Here is a 15,396-nt window from a genome sequence, read left to right on the forward strand (position 1 = left end):
TGGGCGGCCCGCAGGCAGTAGAAGGCCCCGGAGCGGTAGTGCAGCAGGGCAGGGTCGGTCGGCCGCAGCGCGGCGGCCACCGCGGCGTTGCCCTCGTGGCCGGCGGAGCCGATCGTGTAGTACCCCTCGCCGAAGCTGCGCAGCCAGCGCCCGGCGAGATCGAGCAGCCGGCTGGTCAGCTGGGCGTCGAACAGAGCCAGCGCCTGCGCCCCGGTCAGCGGCGCGCCGCCGGGCAGCGGTTCACCCAGCTCCCGCCGCTGGGCGGGGGCGCCGAGCGCGGTCAGGGCGGCCCGGAACCGGTCGTCGAGATCTTGCGGGGTGGTCACGTCGGACAGCATTACCGACCGGGGCCCACCTCGCCCAGTCGGACACGTTCCGCCCGGCCGGGGTCAGGCCTCCCCGCAGTCCTCGGGGCAGCCGCCGTCGGAGACCTTCCAGACCAGGTCACGCAGGGTGGCCAGCTCGGCGGTGGTGAGCCCGCCGAGGAGTCGGGAGTCCGACATCACCCGCCGGACCCGCTCCCGGACCCGCCGGCCCTCCGCGGTCACCACCAGCGTCTTCTGCCGCCGGTCGGCAGGGTCGACCCGCCGCTCCACCAGCCCCGCGTGCTCCAGCTTGTCGACCAGCCCGGTGACGTTGGAGCGGTCGCAGTGCAACTGCTCGGCGAGGTCCCGGGCGGGCAGCGGGCGGTCGGGGTCCAGCTCGTGCAGGGCGCGCGCGGCGGCCGGGGTGAGCCCCAGCTCGGCGATCTCCGCGTCCTGGTAGTGCCGCATGGCCGAGGCGATGTGCATGATCCGGCGCACGGCGTCCCCGGCCAGGCCGGAGCGGTCGCCGGTGTCGGGGCCGGCGGTGGGGACGGTGGATTGCGCCATGTCTCACATCGTACTTGCGAACCAATCGTTGACTAGCTTCACTATTGAGCACTCACGAGAAGCTGGCCCCGGACGGCAGGGTCCACGACGCCACCACGGAGACCCTGCTCCGCGACCTCCTGGAGGCCCTGGCCGCCGAGATCCGGGTCACCCGGCTCGCCGCCGCCTCGGCCTGATCCCCCGGCCCGGGCGGCCCGGGTCACGGCCGCGTGCCGGCGACCTCGGTACCGCCCGGGACCGGGCGGGTGACCGGCACCGGGCGGCCGGCCCGCGCAGCGGCGATCGCACCGGCCAGCAGCAGAACGGCGGTCAGGACCGCCGGAGGCAGGGCGAGCGCCGGGCCGCCCCGGCCGGTCGCGGCGAGGGCGAGATGCAGGCCGCCCACCAGGGTCACCCCCAGCACGGCGGCGAGCAGCGTGCCGGTGGAGACGGCCGCGGAGAGCGCCGCGGCCGCGCCGGCCGGCACGACGCCGGTGAGCCGGGTGACCAGTGGACTGAACGCCGCCGCGTGCGCCGCCCCGCCCGCCACCAGCAGCACGCTTCCCGCCGGCCACGGCCAGCCCGTCACGGAGAGCCCGGCCAGCGCCACCACCACCGCCGCCAGCACCGGCGGGCCGGCGACCGGCAGCACCGCCCGGACCCGCTCCGGCAGCCGCGCCACCACGAGGCCGCACAGGGCGAAGCCCGCGGCGTACGGGAGGAAGGCCAGTCCCGCCGCCAGCGCGGTGAAGCCCAGCCCGTCCTGGAGCCGCAGGGTGAGCACGAACAGGAAGCCGGCGTAGCAGCCCATCACCACGCAGCAGGCGAGCAGCCCGGCCGGCACCCCGGGATGGCGCAGCACCGCCACGTCCAGCAGCGGGGCCGCGCCGCGGCGGGCGCGCCGGGCCTCGTACCCCAGGAAGAGCCGCAGCCCGGCGGCCCCGACGGCGACCGCGGCGGCCCGGACCCACCCGGGCCAGCCGAGGTCCCCGCCGAGCACCAGCGGCAGCACCAGGGCGAGCATGGCGGCGGCGAGGAGCAGCACGCCCGGCAGGTCCAGCGGCTCCCGGCGGGGCGGGTCGGCCGGCAGGCCGGCGAACACCCGCCGCCCGACGACCAGGAGCACCACGCCGACCGGCACGTTGACCAGGAACGCGGCCCGCCAGGTCAGGCCGCCGAGATCGAGGGTCACCAGCAGCCCGCCGAGGACCTGGCCGGCGGCCACCCCGAGGGCCAGCACCATCGAGTACGCCCCGATCGCCCGCGCCCGGGCGGCGCCGGGGACGGCCGCCTGGATCAGCGAGAGCACCTGCGGCACCATCAGCGCGCCGGCCGCGCCCTGAGCCACCCGGGCCAGCACCAGCGCGACCGGTCCCGGGGCGAGGCCGCAGGCGAGCGAGGCCAGCGTGAAGCCGGCCAGGCCGAGCTCGAAGATCCGCGGGTAGCCGTGCCGGGCGCCGAGCCGGGCACCGACGACCACCAGCACGGCGAAGGTGAGCGTGTAGCCGGCCAGCACGAGCTGCTGCACGGCCGGGGGGCCGGCCAGGTCGGCGCGGATCGCGGGCGCGGCCACCGCCGCGATCGAGGTGTCCATGGAGGCCATCGCCTGCCCGGTGAGCAGGACGGTCAGCAGGGCGGCGGTCCGGCGGGTCGACTCGGTCACGCCGCCACCCTGCCGGCCCGCTCGGCCGGCGGTCTTGTCGATCCTTGCGGCGCCGTCCTGTCGCCCGGTCGGCCTACCCTGACCGGCATGCGTACCGCCACGCCGCTGCTGGCGCACCCGGATTTCCGGATCACCGTGGTGCGCTGCCGGGACGACCACACCGGCTGGTCCGCGCCCGAGCCGGCCACCGCGTACGGTCTCGTGCTGACCCGGCGGGGTCGCTTCCGCCGGGCCGGGCGCGGCGGCGCCGAGTTCGTCGAGCCGACCGTGGCCTACCTGACCGTGCCCGGCGAGGAGGAACGCTTCGCCCACCCGGCCGGCGGGGACGACTGCACCTCGGTGCACCTGTCGGAGCGGCTGTGGCGGGAGCTGTTCGCGGACCGGCCGGTGCCGGCCGTGGCGCACGTCGACGCCCGGGTGGACCTGGCCCACCGGCTGCTGCTGCGGTCCGCGGCCGACCCCGACCACGCGGCGGCCGAGCGGCTGGTCCGGCTGGTCGGCGCGGCCACCGGGCCGGCGGCGGGCGGCAGCGGGCCGGACCAGCGGCTGGTCGAGCGGGCCCGGGCCGCCCTACACGACGGCGCTCCCGAGGCCGCCGGCCTGTTCCCGCTGGCCCGGGCGCTCGGGGTCTCGCCCTACCGGCTCAGCCGGGAGTTCCAGGCGCGGGTGGGGGTGCCGCTGACCCGCTACCGGAACCGGCTGCGGGTCGGGCGGCTCCTCGACCGGCTCGAGGAGGGCGCGGAGAGCCTGGCCGGCCTCGCCACCGAGCTGGGCTTCGCCGACCAGGCCCACCTGACCCGCACGGTCCGCGCCCAACTGGGCCACACCCCGGGCCGGCTGCGGCGGCTGCTCGGCTGACGTCGGCGCGCGAACTTCCGGCCGGGGGCCGCTGTTCGGCAAGAAGTGCCGTCCCCGGTCGCCTGCCGGCCACCTGGTGGACATCGACGGTCGCGAGGCTGCCCGGAGTCGAGGAACCGGACTCCGGGGAGGAAACCGATGGCGCTGTCCCGACGTACCATCCTGCTCAGCGGCGCGGCGCTCGGCGCCGCCGGCGCGGTGACCGGGCTGCCGACGGCGGCCGGCGCGGCGGCGGCCGGCCCGCTGCGCAGCGACCCGTTCACCCTCGGGGTGGCCTCCGGCGACCCGGACCACGAGGGCTTCGTGCTCTGGACCCGGTTGGCCCCCGAGCCGCTCGCCGAGGACGGCCTGGGCGGGATGCCGTCCCGGGTGGTGCCGGTGCACTGGGAGCTGGCCGCCGACGAGAACTTCCGGCACGTGGTCCGCCGCGGCGCCGTGCCGGCCCGCCCGGAGTCGGCGCACAGCGTGCACGTCGAGCTGGACGGGCTGCTCGCCGGCCGGGAGTACTTCTACCGGTTCCGGGCCGAGCGGTGGATCTCCCCGGTCGGGCGCACCCGCACCGCGCCGGCGCCGTGGCACCTGCCGTCCGCGCTGGCCATGGGCTTCGTCTCCTGCTCCCAGTACGAGCACGGCTGGTTCACCGCGTACCGCCGGCTGGCGGAGACCGAGCCGGAGCTGATCCTGCACCTCGGCGACTACCAGTACGAGTACGCGCCGGACACCTACACCGTGCCGGGCGGCAACCCGCGCGACCACGAGGGGCCGGAGACCCGGACGCTGGCCAACTACCGGCAGCGGCACGCCCAGTACAAGACGGACAGCGACCTCCAGGCCGCGCACGCGGTCGCCCCCTGGGTGGTGGTCTTCGACGACCACGAGGTCGAGAACAACTGGGCGGACGAGGTGCCCGAGGCGCCGGACCCGGACTTCCTGGCCCGGCGGGCGGCCGCGTTCCAGGCCTACTACGAGAACATGCCGCTGCGCCGCACCTCGATCCCGCGCGGCATCGACATGCAGCTCTACCGGCGGGTGCGCTGGGGCCGGCTGGCCACGTTCCACATGCTCGACACCCGGCAGTACCGGGACGACCAGGGCTGCGGCGACGGCTACCGGGACTGCGCGGCGGCGTACGACCCGGCCCGGTCGATCACCGGGGCCGAGCAGGAGGCGTGGCTGCTGGACGGGTTCCGCCGCTCCGAGGCCCGCTGGGACATCCTCGGCCAGCAGGTCTTCTTCGCCCAGCGGGACAACAACTCCGGCCCGCTCACGGTGACCAGCATGGACGCCTGGGACGGGTACGTCGCCTCCCGGGACCGGATCACCCGGGGCTGGGTGGCCGCCGGGGTACGCAACCCGGTGGTGCTCACCGGCGACGTGCACGCGCACTGGGCCAGCGACCTCAAGCTGGACTACGCCGACCCGACCTCCCGCACGGTCGGCAGCGAGCTGGTCTGCTCCTCGATCACCTCCGGCGGCGACGGCGCGGACTCGGCCACCGGGTCGCACCCGTGGCTGGCGTTCAACCCGCACCTGCGCTTCCAGAACAACCTGCGCGGCTACGTCCGCACCACGATCACCCCGGCCCAGCTCGCCGCGAACTTCGACGTGCTGCCGTACGTGAGCCGGCCGGACGCGCCCGCGCACACCCGGGCCACCTTCGTCATCGAGGACCGGGTCCCGGGCTTGAACCTGACGTACGACCGGCCGCCAGCCGGGGCCCGGAGCCTGGCGCCCGAGAATGCAGGCGACCTGGGCCGGCAGACGGTCGAGTCGGAGACCGTCCGCCCCTGACCCCGGGCGGTGCGGCGGGGTGGTCGCCCGGACCGGGCGGCCACCCCACTTGGCCGCACCCGCTTCAAACCCGGGCGGCCACCCCACGGCCGCGCCCGACTCAGCCGGGCAGGAAGGAGAAGCGGACCTGCCGGCTCGGGTTGTCGCCGTTGGTGTCGACCAGGCAGAGGGACTGCCAGGTGCCGAGCTGGAGCCGCCCGCCGAGCACCGGCAGGGTGGCGTACGGGGGGACGAAGGCGGGCAGCACGTGGTCCCGGCCGTGCCCGGGCGAGCCGTGCCGGTGCCGCCAGCGGTCGTCGGTGGGGAGCAGGTCGTCCAGGGCGCGCAGCAGGTCGTCGTCCGAGCCGGAGCCGGTCTCGATGATCGCCAGCCCGGCGGTGGCGTGCGGCACGAACACGTGCAGCAGGCCGTCGCCCTGGCCGGCGACGAACCGTTCGGCCTCGCTGGTGATGTCCCGGACGGTCGGCCGGGACCCGGTCTGGACGGTGATCACCTCACTGCGCATACGGCGCATTCTGCCGCAACGGCTCAGGAACCGCCCCCGCCACCGCCACAGTCCCCGCCGCCGCTCCCGGCGTCGCCGCCCGAGTCGTAGGAGGGCAGGTCCAGGCCGCCGCTCTCCGGCTGCGGCGGCGTGTACGGAAACAGCACGGCCGGGCCGGCGTCGGCCCGGTAGCCGGCGGCGGACCGGCGCCGGTCCCGGATCGTCTCGACGCCCACCAGCACGAGCACGACGCCGACGGCGACGCCGAGCAGCGGACCCGGGCTCCAGTCCGGGGAGAGGGCGATGTCGCGCGCCAGGATCGCTCCGGAGATCGCCACGACGATCGCGCCGACGGCCGCCAGCACGCCACCCACCAGGAGCTGTCGTTCCCGCATGGCGGCAGGGTAGCCGGGCGGAGCCAGCCCGGTCCCACCCAGCACATCCGGCCGTCGCACAAAGTTACCGGCGAGTACCTGTGTTCAGCGTCGCGTCTGGGGGAGGGAGACGTGACGACGAGCGCCACCAGGGGGCAGGATGGCGCTAGAGACCTATCCCACACAGAACCGAGGGAACGCCTGTGGCTACGGAACGCAAGCGCCCGGTGATCACCGCTGGTCTGCCGAGCCAGCTTCCGGACATCGACCCTGAAGAGACCAGCGAATGGGTCGAGTCGCTTGACGGTGTCATCGACGAGCGCGGAACCAAGCGCGCCCGCTACGTCATGCTGCGCCTGCTCGAGCGGGCCCGCGAGCGCCAGGTCGGGGTGCCGTCGCTGACGACCACCGACTACATCAACACCATCCCGCCGGAGCGCGAGCCCTGGTTCCCGGGTGACGAGCACATCGAGCGGCGGCTCCGGGCCTACATCCGGTGGAACGCCGCCATGCTGGTGCACCGGGCGCAGCGGCCGGAGATCGGCGTGGGTGGCCACATCTCCACCTTCGCCAGCTCCGCGTCCCTCTACGAGGTGGGCTTCAACCACTTCTTCCGGGGCAAGGACCACCCGGGTGGCGGCGACCACATCTTCTACCAGGGCCACGCCTCCCCGGGCATGTACGCGCGGGCGTTCCTGGAGGGCCGGCTCAACGCCGACCAGCTCGACGGCTTCCGGCAGGAGCTGTCGCACCCGAACGGCGGCCTGCCGTCGTACCCGCACCCGCGGCTCATGCCGGACTTCTGGGAGTTCCCCACCGTCTCCATGGGCCTCGGGCCGATGAACGCGATCTACCAGGCCCGGTTCAACCGCTACCTGCACCACCGGGGCATCAAGGACACCTCCCAGCAGCACGTCTGGGCGTTCCTCGGCGACGGTGAGATGGACGAGGTCGAGTCGCTCGGCGCGATCGGCGTGGCCGCCCGCGAGGAGCTGGACAACCTCACCTTCGTGATCAACTGCAACCTGCAGCGGCTCGACGGCCCGGTGCGGGGCAACGGCAAGGTCATGCAGGAGCTGGAGGCGTTCTTCCGGGGCGCCGGCTGGAACGTCATCAAGGTGGTCTGGGGCCGCGAGTGGGACCCGCTGCTCGCCGCGGACACCGACGGCGCCCTGGTCAACCTGATGAACACCACGCCCGACGGTGACTACCAGACCTACAAGGCGGAGTCCGGGGCGTACGTCCGGGAGCACTTCTTCGGGCGCGACCCGCGCACCCGCAAGATGGTCGAGCACCTGAGCGACGACGAGATCTGGAACCTCAAGCGGGGTGGCCACGACTACCGGAAGCTCTACGCGGCCTACAAGGCGGCCATGGAGCACACCGGCCAGCCGACGGTGATCCTGGCCAAGACCATCAAGGGCTGGACGCTGGGCTCGCACTTCGAGGCCCGCAACGCCACCCACCAGATGAAGAAGCTGACGCTGGAGGACCTCAAGCTCTTCCGCGACCGGCTCTACCTGGACATCCCGGACAAGCAGCTGGAGGACAACCCGTACCTCCCGCCGTACTTCCACCCGGGCGAGAAGTCCGACGAGGTGGAGTACCTGCACGAGCGGCGCAAGCAGCTCGGCGGCTACCTGCCGACCCGCCGGACCACCGGCAAGACGCTGCAGATCCCGGGCGCGGAGCGCTTCTCCGACGTCAAGCGCGGCTCGGGCAAGCAGAAGGTGGCCACCACCATGGCCTTCGTCCGCCTGCTCAAGGACCTGATGAAGGACAAGGAGTTCGGCAAGCGCTGGGTGCCGATCATCCCGGACGAGGCCCGCACCTTCGGCATGGACTCGCTGTTCCCGACGGCGAAGATCTACTCGCCGCACGGCCAGCGGTACACCTCGGTGGACCGGGAGCTGTTCCTGTCGTACAAGGAGGCCACCACCGGCCAGATCCTGCACGAGGGGATCAACGAGGCCGGCTCGGTCGCCTCGTTCACCGCGGCCGGCACGTCGTACGCCACGCACGACGAGCCGATGATCCCGCTCTACATCTTCTACTCGATGTTCGGGTTCCAGCGGACCGGCGACGGGCTCTGGGCCGCGGCCGACCAGATGGCGCGGGGCTTCCTGCTCGGCGCGACCGCCGGCCGGACCACGCTCAACGGTGAGGGCCTGCAGCACGAGGACGGCCACTCGCTGCTGCTCGCCGCCACCAACCCGGCGGTGGCGGCCTACGACCCGGCGTTCGCCTTCGAGATCTCGCACATCATGGAGAGCGGCCTGCACCGGATGTACGGCGAGGCGCAGGAGAACATCTTCTACTACCTCACCGTCTACAACGAGCCGATCTTCCAGCCGGCCGAGCCGGAGGGTGTGGACGTCGAGGGCATCGTCAAGGGCATCTACCGCTACTCGCCGGCCCCGCAGGTCGACGGGGACGGGCCGAAGGCCAACATCCTGGCCTCCGGCACGGGCATGCAGTGGGCGCTCAAGGCGCAGAAGCTGCTCGCCGAGGACTGGGGCGTGGCCGCCGACGTCTGGTCGGTGACCTCGTGGACCGAGCTGCGCCGGGACGCGGTGGAGTGCGAGGAGCACAACCTGCTCAACCCGGGCGGCGAGCAGCGGGTGCCGTACATCCAGCGGAAGCTGGCCGACGCCGACGGGCCGAAGGTCGCGGTGAGCGACTGGATGCGCGCGGTGCCGGACCTGATCGCCCGCTGGGTGCCCGGCGACTACACCTCGCTCGGCACCGACGGCTTCGGCATGTCGGACACCCGGCACGCGCTGCGGCGCCACTTCCACGTGGACGCCGAGTCGGTGGCTGTCGCGACGCTGCGCCAGCTCGCCCTGCGCGGCGCGGTGCCGGCCCACGTGCCGGCCGAGGCCGCCAAGAAGTACGCGCTGGACGACGTCAACGCCGCTCCGGTCGGGGAGACCGGCGGCGACAGCTGACCGATCCGGTACGAAGGGGCCCGGCGCGCGACGCGCCGGGCCCCTTCGCCGTCTTCTGCGAGCAACTCACGCCGGCGCGCGGGCCGGGGTCAGGGCGGCGACGAAGGGCTCGACGGCGGCGCGCCAGCCGGCCGGGTTGTCGTAGTGCAGGACGTGCCCGGCGTCGGGCACCAGTGCGAAAAGGCCATCGGGCAGCAGCGCGGCCATCTCCCGCTGCCGGTCGACCGGCTGGTCGCTCTGCGCCCCGGCGACGACCAGCGCCGGGCACCGCACGGCGGCGAGTTCGGGCCGGTGGTCGCGGTCCGCCCAGTGCGTCAGGGAGGCCAGCAGGTGCTCGGGACGGGCCAGCGGTCGCCACCCGTCCGGGGCGCCGGCCATCACCTCCACGAACGACTCCCCCTCGGTCCGCCGCTCGGCCCCGAAGAAGTCCCGCACGTCGGCGAGGGTCGGGAAGGGCACCGGCCAGTCGGCAAGCCACCGTCGCCACCGGTCGACCAGGTCGGGCGGGGTCACCGGGTTGATGTCGGCGATCACCACGCCCCGGACCAGATCCGGCCGGGCGCCGGCGAGCTGCCAGGCGGTGAGGCCGCCCATCGAGTGGCCGACCACCAGCGCCGGGGCCAGGTCGAGCGCCTCGATCACGGCGACGGCGTCGCCGACGTACGCCGGGCGGTCGTACGGGCCGTCGGGCTTGTCGCTGTGGCCGTGCCCGCGCGCGTCGTAGCCGACGACCCGGCCGTGGCGGGTGAGCCAGCGGGCGGTGGCCGTCCAGTTCGCCGCGCGTCCGGTGAGCCCGTGCAGCAGCAGGATGCCCGGCCCGTCGCCCCCGAAGTCGACCACGTTGAGCCCGGTCCCGGCCTGTCCCTCGACGCGCATGCGTCCCTCCCGATACCTCGAATCGAGGTACACCGTATCGAGGCACAGCGGCGCCGGGCAAGGCAGAATGCGAGGGGTGCTGGAGTTGTCGATCCTGGGATTCCTGGGCGAGGGACCGCTGCACGGCTACGAGCTGAAGGCCCGGATCGCGCGGCTCGCCGGCTACGCCCGGCCGGTCAGCGACGGCAGCCTCTACCCGGCGATCAACCGGCTGGAGCGGGCCGGACTGGTCAGCCGGCAACGGGAGCCGGGCGCCGCCGCGGCGCCCCGGCACACCCTCTCGCTGACCCCGACGGGGCGCGACGAGCTGCGCCGGCGGCTGCGGGAACCGGCCGAGCTGGACGTCACGGACCAGAACCGGTTCTTCACACTGCTGGCCTTCCTCGGCCAGCTCGACGACCGGGCGGCGCAGGCCACGGTGCTCGAACGCCGGCTCGCCTTCCTCGACCAGCCGGCCAGCTTCTTCGCCAGCGGCGACCGGCCGCAGCGGGCCGACGAACAGACCGACCCCTTCCGGCGCGGGATGCTGGTGATGGCCCGGGAGATCAGCCGGGCCGAGCGGTCCTGGCTCCGGGCGACCGTCGCCGAGCTGCGGGCCGGCTGAGGGCGGCGCAGGCGACGATGGTCCGGCGTCCCTGGCGGGGACGCCGGACCATCACCATCGCGGGCGACGCCGGGACGGGCTCGGTCAGCCGACGGCGGCCAGGTCGGTGAGCCGGGCCAGCGAGTCCTCCAGGTCGGCGCCGACCCGGCGGAGGCCGAGCCGGAGCAGGGCGGCCTTGACCGGCCCGGCGGGCCACCGTACGACGATGAGCCGCACGACCGTCCCGCCCTCCTCCTCGTCCGGAGTCAGCTGTACGTAGATCTCGGTGCGCGCCTCGGCCCGGGCGCCGGCGCCCCTGGCCCGTTCCCGCCACCCGATCAGGGTCGGCTCCTGGTAGGCGATCACCTCGGCCTCGTGCGCCGCGCCGCGCCCGGCCTGGACCAGTTGTCGCCGGCCGAAGCCCTCCCCCGAGAGAACCTCGGCCGCGCGGACCCCCGCCAGCCAGGCCGGCAACTGCTCGGCCCGTTGCACGACGTCCCAGACCGCTTCCACCGGCGCCATCACGTGCGCACTGCGCTCCACGAGGATCATGTCTATCTTTCCCCCACTTAAAACACATCCGCGATATTCGGCACTCTATGTGTAAATCGGACTTAAGTGGACGGGTTCGGAAAAGACACGCCGAAAACCCTTGCCTACCTGCGGTTTCACGCCTATGGCGCGACGGCCGCCCGAGCCCTAGAGTCGCGAGCACGCTTCGCGTTTCTGGGAGGGCGAATGACGAGCGCGCCGATGCCCGAGTTCCCCGCCGGCTTCCGGTGGGGGGTGTCCACCTCCGCGTACCAGATCGAGGGGGCGGTCACCGCCGGCGGCCGCGGGCCGTCCATCTGGGACACCTTCGCCCACTCCCCCGGCCGGATCGTCGACGGCAGCACCGGCGACGAGGCGTGCGACCACTACCACCGGTACGCCGAGGACGTCGGCCTGCTGGCCGGGCTGGGGGTGTCCGCGTACCGGTTCTCCATCGCCTGGCCCCGGGTCCGGCCCACCGGAACCGGGCCGGCGAACCCGGCCGGGCTGGACTTCTACGACCGGCTGGTGGACGCCCTGCTCGCCGCCGGCGTGGACCCGGTCGCCACGCTGTTCCACTGGGACCTGCCGCAGGCCCTTGAGGACGCCGGCGGCTGGCTCAACCGGGACACCGCCCACCACTTCGCCGAGTACGCCGACCTGGTCGCCGCCCGCCTCGGCGACCGGGTGAAGCTCTGGATCACCCTCAACGAGCCGTTCATCCACATGAGCCTCGGGCACGGCATGGGCGGGCACGCCCCCGGCCGGACCCTGCTCTTCGACGCCTTCCCGGTGGCCCACCACCAGCTCCTCGGGCACGGCCTCGCGGTCTCCGCGCTGCGCGCCCGCAGCACCAGCCCGGTGGCCATCGCCAACAACTACTCGCCGGTGCGGCTGGCCGGGGAGACCGACGCCGACCGGGCCGCCGAAGCGGCGTACGACGCGCTGCACAACCGGCTCTTCACCGACCCGCTGCTCGGTCGCGGCTACCCCGAGGAGCCGGGCTTCGACCCGGCCGTGGTCCGCGACGGGGACCTCGACGTGATCGCCGCCCCGATCGACGTGCTCGGGGTCAACTACTACAACCCGACCGGCATCCGCGCCCCCGCCGAGGAGGACTCGCCGCTGCCGTTCGAGATCGTGCCGCTGGAGGGCTATCCGCGCACCGCCTTCGACTGGCCGGTCGCCCCGGACGGGCTGCGCGAACTGCTCCTCCAGCTCCACGGGCGCTACGGCGACGCGCTGCCGCCGATCCAGGTCACGGAGAGCGGCTGCGCCTACGACGACGTGCCGGACGCCGAGGGCCGGGTGGCCGACCCGGACCGGATCGCGTACCTCGACGGGCACCTGCGGGCGGTGCGCGAGGCGATGACCGCCGGGGTGCCGGTGACCGGGTACTTCGTCTGGTCGCTGCTGGACAACTGGGAGTGGGCCGAGGGCTTCACCAAACGCTTCGGCCTGGTCCACGTCGACTACGCCACCCAGCGGCGCACCCCCAAGTCGTCGTACGCCTGGTTCCGGGACCTGGTGAGCCGGCGTTGACCACCGTCAACCCGACGCCGGCCTCGCTGCCGGCGGCGCTCGCCGAGCCGACCGTGCCGGTGCGGCGGAGCTGGATCGCGCTGATCTTCGCGGCCAACCTGGGCGTCTGGATGGCCTTCTTCACCCCGATCCAGGTGCTGCTGCCGCAGCAGGTGGAACGGATCGCGCCGGCCGACAAGGAGGCCATGCTGGCGGTGGTCACCGGCCTCGGCGCCCTCGCCGCCGTGCTGGCGAACCCCCTCGCGGGCGCCCTGTCCGACCGGACCTCGCTGCGCCTGGCGAACCGGCACCTCGGCCGCCGGCACGTCTGGACCGCCACGGGCGCGGTGGTCGGCGCGCTCGCCCTGGTGCTGCTGGCCGGGCAGAACAGCATCGCCGGGGTGGCGGTCGCCTGGGTCGCCGCCCAGGTCTGCTTCAACGCCATGCTGGCCAGCCTCACCGCCGCCATCCCGGACCGGGTGCCGGTGGCGCAACGCGGCGGCGTCTCCGGCTGGGTGGGCATTCCGCAGGCGCTCGGCCTGGTGGTCGGCGCGGTGCTCGTCACCGCCGTGGTCACCGGCAACGCCGCCGGGTACGCCGCCATCGCGCTCGCCGTGCTGCTGCTGTCCCTGCCGTTCGCGCTGCTCACCCAGGACGACCCGCTGCCCCGGGAGCACCGGTCGCCGCTGCGGACGCGGGCGCTGCTCGCCTCGATGTGGATCAGCCCGCGCCGGCACCCCGACTTCGCCTGGGCCTGGTTCACGCGGTTCCTGGTGCAGACCGGCAACGCGCTCGGCACGCTCTACCTGCTCTACTTCCTCACCGACGGGGTGCGGGTGGCCGATCCCGAGGGCGCCCTGCTGGTGCTGATCCTGCTCTACACGCTCGGCATGATGCTCACCGCCGTGGTGGCCGGGCGGCTCTCCGACCGCTCGGGCCGGCGCAAGGTCTTCGTGATCGTCTCCGGGCTGATCATGGCGGTGGCGGCGGTGCTGCTGGCGGTGGCCCCGACCTGGCCGATGGCGATCGTCGCCGCGCTGCTGCTCGGCGCCGGCTACGGGGTCTACCTGGCGGTGGACGCGGCGCTGATCACCCAGGTGCTGCCGGCCGCCACCGACCGGGCCAAGGACCTCGGCGTGATCAACATCGCCAACTCGGCGCCGCAGGTGCTCGGCCCGGCGCTCTCCGCCCCGATCGTGGTCCACCTGGGTGGCTACCCCACCCTGTACGCGGTCACCGCGGCGGTCACCCTGCTCGGCAGCGCCCTGGTCCTGAAGATCAAGGCGGTGCCCTGAACCGGCCCCCTGCCCGAATGCGGTCGCGGCCCGCCGTAGGCTGGGGGACGTGACGGTACGTGTACGCTTCGCCCCCTCCCCGACCGGAATGTTCCACGTCGGCGGCGCCCGCTCGGCCCTGCAGAACTGGATCTACGCCAAGCAGCAGGGCGGGGTGTTCGTGCTCCGCATCGAAGACACCGACGCGGCCCGCAACAAGCCCGAGTGGACCGAGGGCATCCTCTCCGCGCTCGACTGGATCGGCATCGCGCGGGGCAGCTACGAGGGCCCGTACTTCCAGTCCTCGTACGCGGGCGAGCACCGGGCCGCCGCGCAGCGGCTCTACGAGGGCGGCCGGGCGTACTACTGCGACTGCACCCGCGAGGACGTCCAGGCGCGCACCGGCTCGCAGTACCAGGGCTACGACGGTTACCACCGCGACAAGGGCCTCGGCCCCGGCGAGGGGCGGGCGCTGCGCTTCCGCACCCCGGACGAGGGCGAGACCGTGGTGGTCGACCTGATCCGCGGCGAGCCGACCTTCGAGAACAAGCTGATCGAGGACTTCGTCATCGCCCGCGGTGACGGCTCGCCGGTCTTCCTGCTCGCCAACGTCGTCGACGACATGACCATGGGCATCACCCACGTGATCCGGGCCGAGGAGCACCTGCCCAACACGCCGAAGCAGCAGCTGCTCTGGGACGCCCTCGGGGTCAAGCCGCCGGTCTGGGCGCACGTGCCCGTGGTGGTCAACGAGAAGCGGCAGAAGCTCTCCAAGCGCCGCGACAAGGTCGCCCTGGAGGCGTACCGGGACGAGGGCTACCTCGCCGACGCCATGCGCAACTACCTCATGCTGCTCGGCTGGGCCCCCTCCGGCGACCGGGAGATCGTGCCCTGGTCGGTCATCGAGGAGGAGTTCCGGCTCGACGAGGTGAACCCCTCCCCCGCGTTCTTCGACGAGAAGAAGCTGCGCGCGTTCAACGGCGACTACATCCGGGCGCTGCCGGTCGAGGAGTTCATCTCCGCCTGCCAGCCCTGGCTGACCGGCACCGACACGATCGCCCCGCCGCCCTGGCAGCCGGCGGAGTTCGACCCCGCCGCGTTCGCCGCGGTGGCGCCGCTCGCGCAGACCCGCATCGCGGTGCTCAGCGAGATCGTGCCGAACGTCGACTTCCTCTTCCTGGCCGACCCGCTGATCGACGAGGCGGCCTGGGCGAAGGCGATGAAGGAGGGTGCGGCCGACCTGCTGGACGCGGCGATCGCCGCGTTCGACGCGCTGGAGTCGTGGGACGCCGAGACGCTGAAGTCCACCCTGGAGTCGGTCGGCGCGGAGCGCGGCCTGAAGCTCGGCAAGGCCCAGGCGCCGGTCCGTGTGGCGGTCACCGGCCGGACCGTCGGCCTGCCGCTCTTCGAGTCGCTGGAGGTGCTCGGCCGGGAGCGCACGCTGACCCGGCTGCGCGCCGCCCGGGTGCGCCTGTTCTGACCCGGAACCGCGAGGGGCCCGCCGGTCGTCCGGCGGGCCCCTCTCGCGTACGCGGGGTCAGCCGCGGGCGGACCGGCGGCGCAGCAGCAGGCCGCCGCCCAGGGCGACCAGCACCACGGCGACCGCGGCCGCCCACAGCCAGCCCGTACCACCCGGTCGACG

At 73.9% G+C, this 15,396-nt stretch carries 14 protein-coding genes and 1 pseudogene; 8 read left to right on the forward strand and 7 right to left on the reverse strand.

Annotated features, from left to right (window positions below):
* Positions 1 to 338 (reverse strand): annotated as a pseudogene (locus ACW0Q9_RS21220) (transketolase); the annotation flags it as partial.
* 51 nt (positions 339 to 389) lie between these two features.
* Positions 390 to 872: a MarR family winged helix-turn-helix transcriptional regulator gene (locus ACW0Q9_RS21225; RefSeq protein WP_456183932.1), complete on the reverse strand. Its 483-nt coding sequence runs from the start codon at positions 870 to 872 to the stop codon at positions 390 to 392.
* 44 nt (positions 873 to 916) lie between these two features.
* Here ACW0Q9_RS21225 and ACW0Q9_RS21230 point away from each other — a divergent pair, with 44 nt between their 5' ends.
* Entirely contained in the window at positions 917 to 1,048 is a 132-nt protein-coding gene (locus ACW0Q9_RS21230) for a hypothetical protein (RefSeq protein WP_456183934.1), read from the forward strand.
* 23 nt (positions 1,049 to 1,071) lie between these two features.
* Here the strand turns inward: ACW0Q9_RS21230 and ACW0Q9_RS21235 are convergent, their stop codons facing one another.
* Positions 1,072 to 2,514, reverse strand: a complete 1,443-nt coding sequence (locus tag ACW0Q9_RS21235; protein WP_456183936.1) for an MFS transporter — start codon at positions 2,512 to 2,514, stop codon at positions 1,072 to 1,074.
* Between the two features lie 87 nt (positions 2,515 to 2,601).
* Here ACW0Q9_RS21235 and ACW0Q9_RS21240 point away from each other — a divergent pair, with 87 nt between their 5' ends.
* Positions 2,602 to 3,372, forward strand: a complete 771-nt coding sequence (locus tag ACW0Q9_RS21240; protein WP_456183937.1) for a helix-turn-helix domain-containing protein — start codon at positions 2,602 to 2,604, stop codon at positions 3,370 to 3,372.
* 138 nt (positions 3,373 to 3,510) lie between these two features.
* Positions 3,511 to 5,163 carry an alkaline phosphatase D family protein gene (locus ACW0Q9_RS21245; protein WP_456183939.1) on the forward strand — a complete coding sequence of 551 codons (1,653 nt, stop codon included), beginning with the start codon at positions 3,511 to 3,513 and terminating at the stop codon, positions 5,161 to 5,163.
* 100 nt (positions 5,164 to 5,263) lie between these two features.
* Here ACW0Q9_RS21245 and ACW0Q9_RS21250 read toward each other — a convergent pair whose 3' ends face one another.
* Together ACW0Q9_RS21250 and ACW0Q9_RS21255 are read right to left on the reverse strand one after the other, a co-directional pair.
* The gene (locus ACW0Q9_RS21250; RefSeq protein WP_456183941.1) at positions 5,264 to 5,668 is read right to left on the reverse strand and encodes a YjbQ family protein; all 405 of its coding nucleotides are present in this window, start codon (positions 5,666 to 5,668) and stop codon (positions 5,264 to 5,266) included.
* A gap of 23 nt (positions 5,669 to 5,691) precedes the next feature.
* On the reverse strand, positions 5,692 to 6,042 hold the full coding sequence (locus tag ACW0Q9_RS21255) for a hypothetical protein (protein WP_456183943.1): 351 nt from the start codon (positions 6,040 to 6,042) through the stop codon (positions 5,692 to 5,694).
* 182 nt (positions 6,043 to 6,224) lie between these two features.
* Here ACW0Q9_RS21255 and aceE point away from each other — a divergent pair, with 182 nt between their 5' ends.
* Positions 6,225 to 8,969, forward strand: a complete 2,745-nt coding sequence (gene aceE, locus ACW0Q9_RS21260) for a pyruvate dehydrogenase (acetyl-transferring), homodimeric type (protein WP_456183945.1) — start codon at positions 6,225 to 6,227, stop codon at positions 8,967 to 8,969.
* Positions 8,970 to 9,035: 66 nt separating this feature from the next.
* Here the strand turns inward: aceE and ACW0Q9_RS21265 are convergent, their stop codons facing one another.
* A complete protein-coding gene (locus tag ACW0Q9_RS21265) occupies positions 9,036 to 9,845 on the reverse strand; it encodes an alpha/beta fold hydrolase (protein WP_456183947.1) in 810 nt (269 codons plus the stop codon).
* 76 nt (positions 9,846 to 9,921) lie between these two features.
* On the opposite strand from ACW0Q9_RS21265, the gene ACW0Q9_RS21270 reads away from it, so the two are divergent.
* Positions 9,922 to 10,449: a PadR family transcriptional regulator gene (locus ACW0Q9_RS21270; protein WP_456183949.1), complete on the forward strand. Its 528-nt coding sequence runs from the start codon at positions 9,922 to 9,924 to the stop codon at positions 10,447 to 10,449.
* An 84-nt stretch (positions 10,450 to 10,533) separates the two neighbouring features.
* Here the strand turns inward: ACW0Q9_RS21270 and ACW0Q9_RS21275 are convergent, their stop codons facing one another.
* Complete coding sequence (locus ACW0Q9_RS21275) at positions 10,534 to 10,980, reverse strand: SRPBCC family protein (protein WP_091291674.1); 447 nt, start codon at positions 10,978 to 10,980, stop codon at positions 10,534 to 10,536.
* A gap of 186 nt (positions 10,981 to 11,166) precedes the next feature.
* On the opposite strand from ACW0Q9_RS21275, the gene ACW0Q9_RS21280 reads away from it, so the two are divergent.
* From ACW0Q9_RS21280 to gltX, 3 genes are read left to right on the forward strand one after another with little or no spacing between them, the layout of a single operon-like run.
* Entirely contained in the window at positions 11,167 to 12,501 is a 1,335-nt protein-coding gene (locus ACW0Q9_RS21280) for a GH1 family beta-glucosidase (protein WP_456183951.1), read from the forward strand.
* Complete coding sequence (locus ACW0Q9_RS21285) at positions 12,498 to 13,775, forward strand: MFS transporter (protein ID WP_456183953.1); 1,278 nt, start codon at positions 12,498 to 12,500, stop codon at positions 13,773 to 13,775. The genes ACW0Q9_RS21280 and ACW0Q9_RS21285 overlap by 4 nt, the downstream gene beginning before the upstream one ends.
* A 49-nt stretch (positions 13,776 to 13,824) precedes the next feature.
* A complete protein-coding gene (gene gltX, locus ACW0Q9_RS21290) occupies positions 13,825 to 15,234 on the forward strand; it encodes a glutamate--tRNA ligase (protein ID WP_456183955.1) in 1,410 nt (469 codons plus the stop codon).
* Positions 15,235 to 15,396: the final 162 nt, after the last annotated feature.

Source organism: Micromonospora sp. I033, from assembly GCF_053890995.1.

What these genes read in the sequence shown, in the direction of transcription:
- ACW0Q9_RS21225 (WP_456183932.1), bottom strand. Translation starts at nt 872, where the DNA reads ATGGCGCAATCCACCGTCCCCACCGCCGGCCCCGACACCGGCGACCGC.
- ACW0Q9_RS21240 (WP_456183937.1), top strand. Translation starts at nt 2,602, where the DNA reads ATGCGTACCGCCACGCCGCTGCTGGCGCACCCGGATTTCCGGATCACC.
- ACW0Q9_RS21245 (WP_456183939.1), top strand. Translation starts at nt 3,511, where the DNA reads ATGGCGCTGTCCCGACGTACCATCCTGCTCAGCGGCGCGGCGCTCGGC.
- ACW0Q9_RS21250 (WP_456183941.1), bottom strand. Translation starts at nt 5,668, where the DNA reads ATGCGCAGTGAGGTGATCACCGTCCAGACCGGGTCCCGGCCGACCGTC.
- ACW0Q9_RS21255 (WP_456183943.1), bottom strand. Translation starts at nt 6,042, where the DNA reads ATGCGGGAACGACAGCTCCTGGTGGGTGGCGTGCTGGCGGCCGTCGGC.
- ACW0Q9_RS21265 (WP_456183947.1), bottom strand. Translation starts at nt 9,845, where the DNA reads ATGCGCGTCGAGGGACAGGCCGGGACCGGGCTCAACGTGGTCGACTTC.
- ACW0Q9_RS21275 (WP_091291674.1), bottom strand. Translation starts at nt 10,980, where the DNA reads ATGATCCTCGTGGAGCGCAGTGCGCACGTGATGGCGCCGGTGGAAGCG.
- ACW0Q9_RS21280 (WP_456183951.1), top strand. Translation starts at nt 11,167, where the DNA reads ATGACGAGCGCGCCGATGCCCGAGTTCCCCGCCGGCTTCCGGTGGGGG.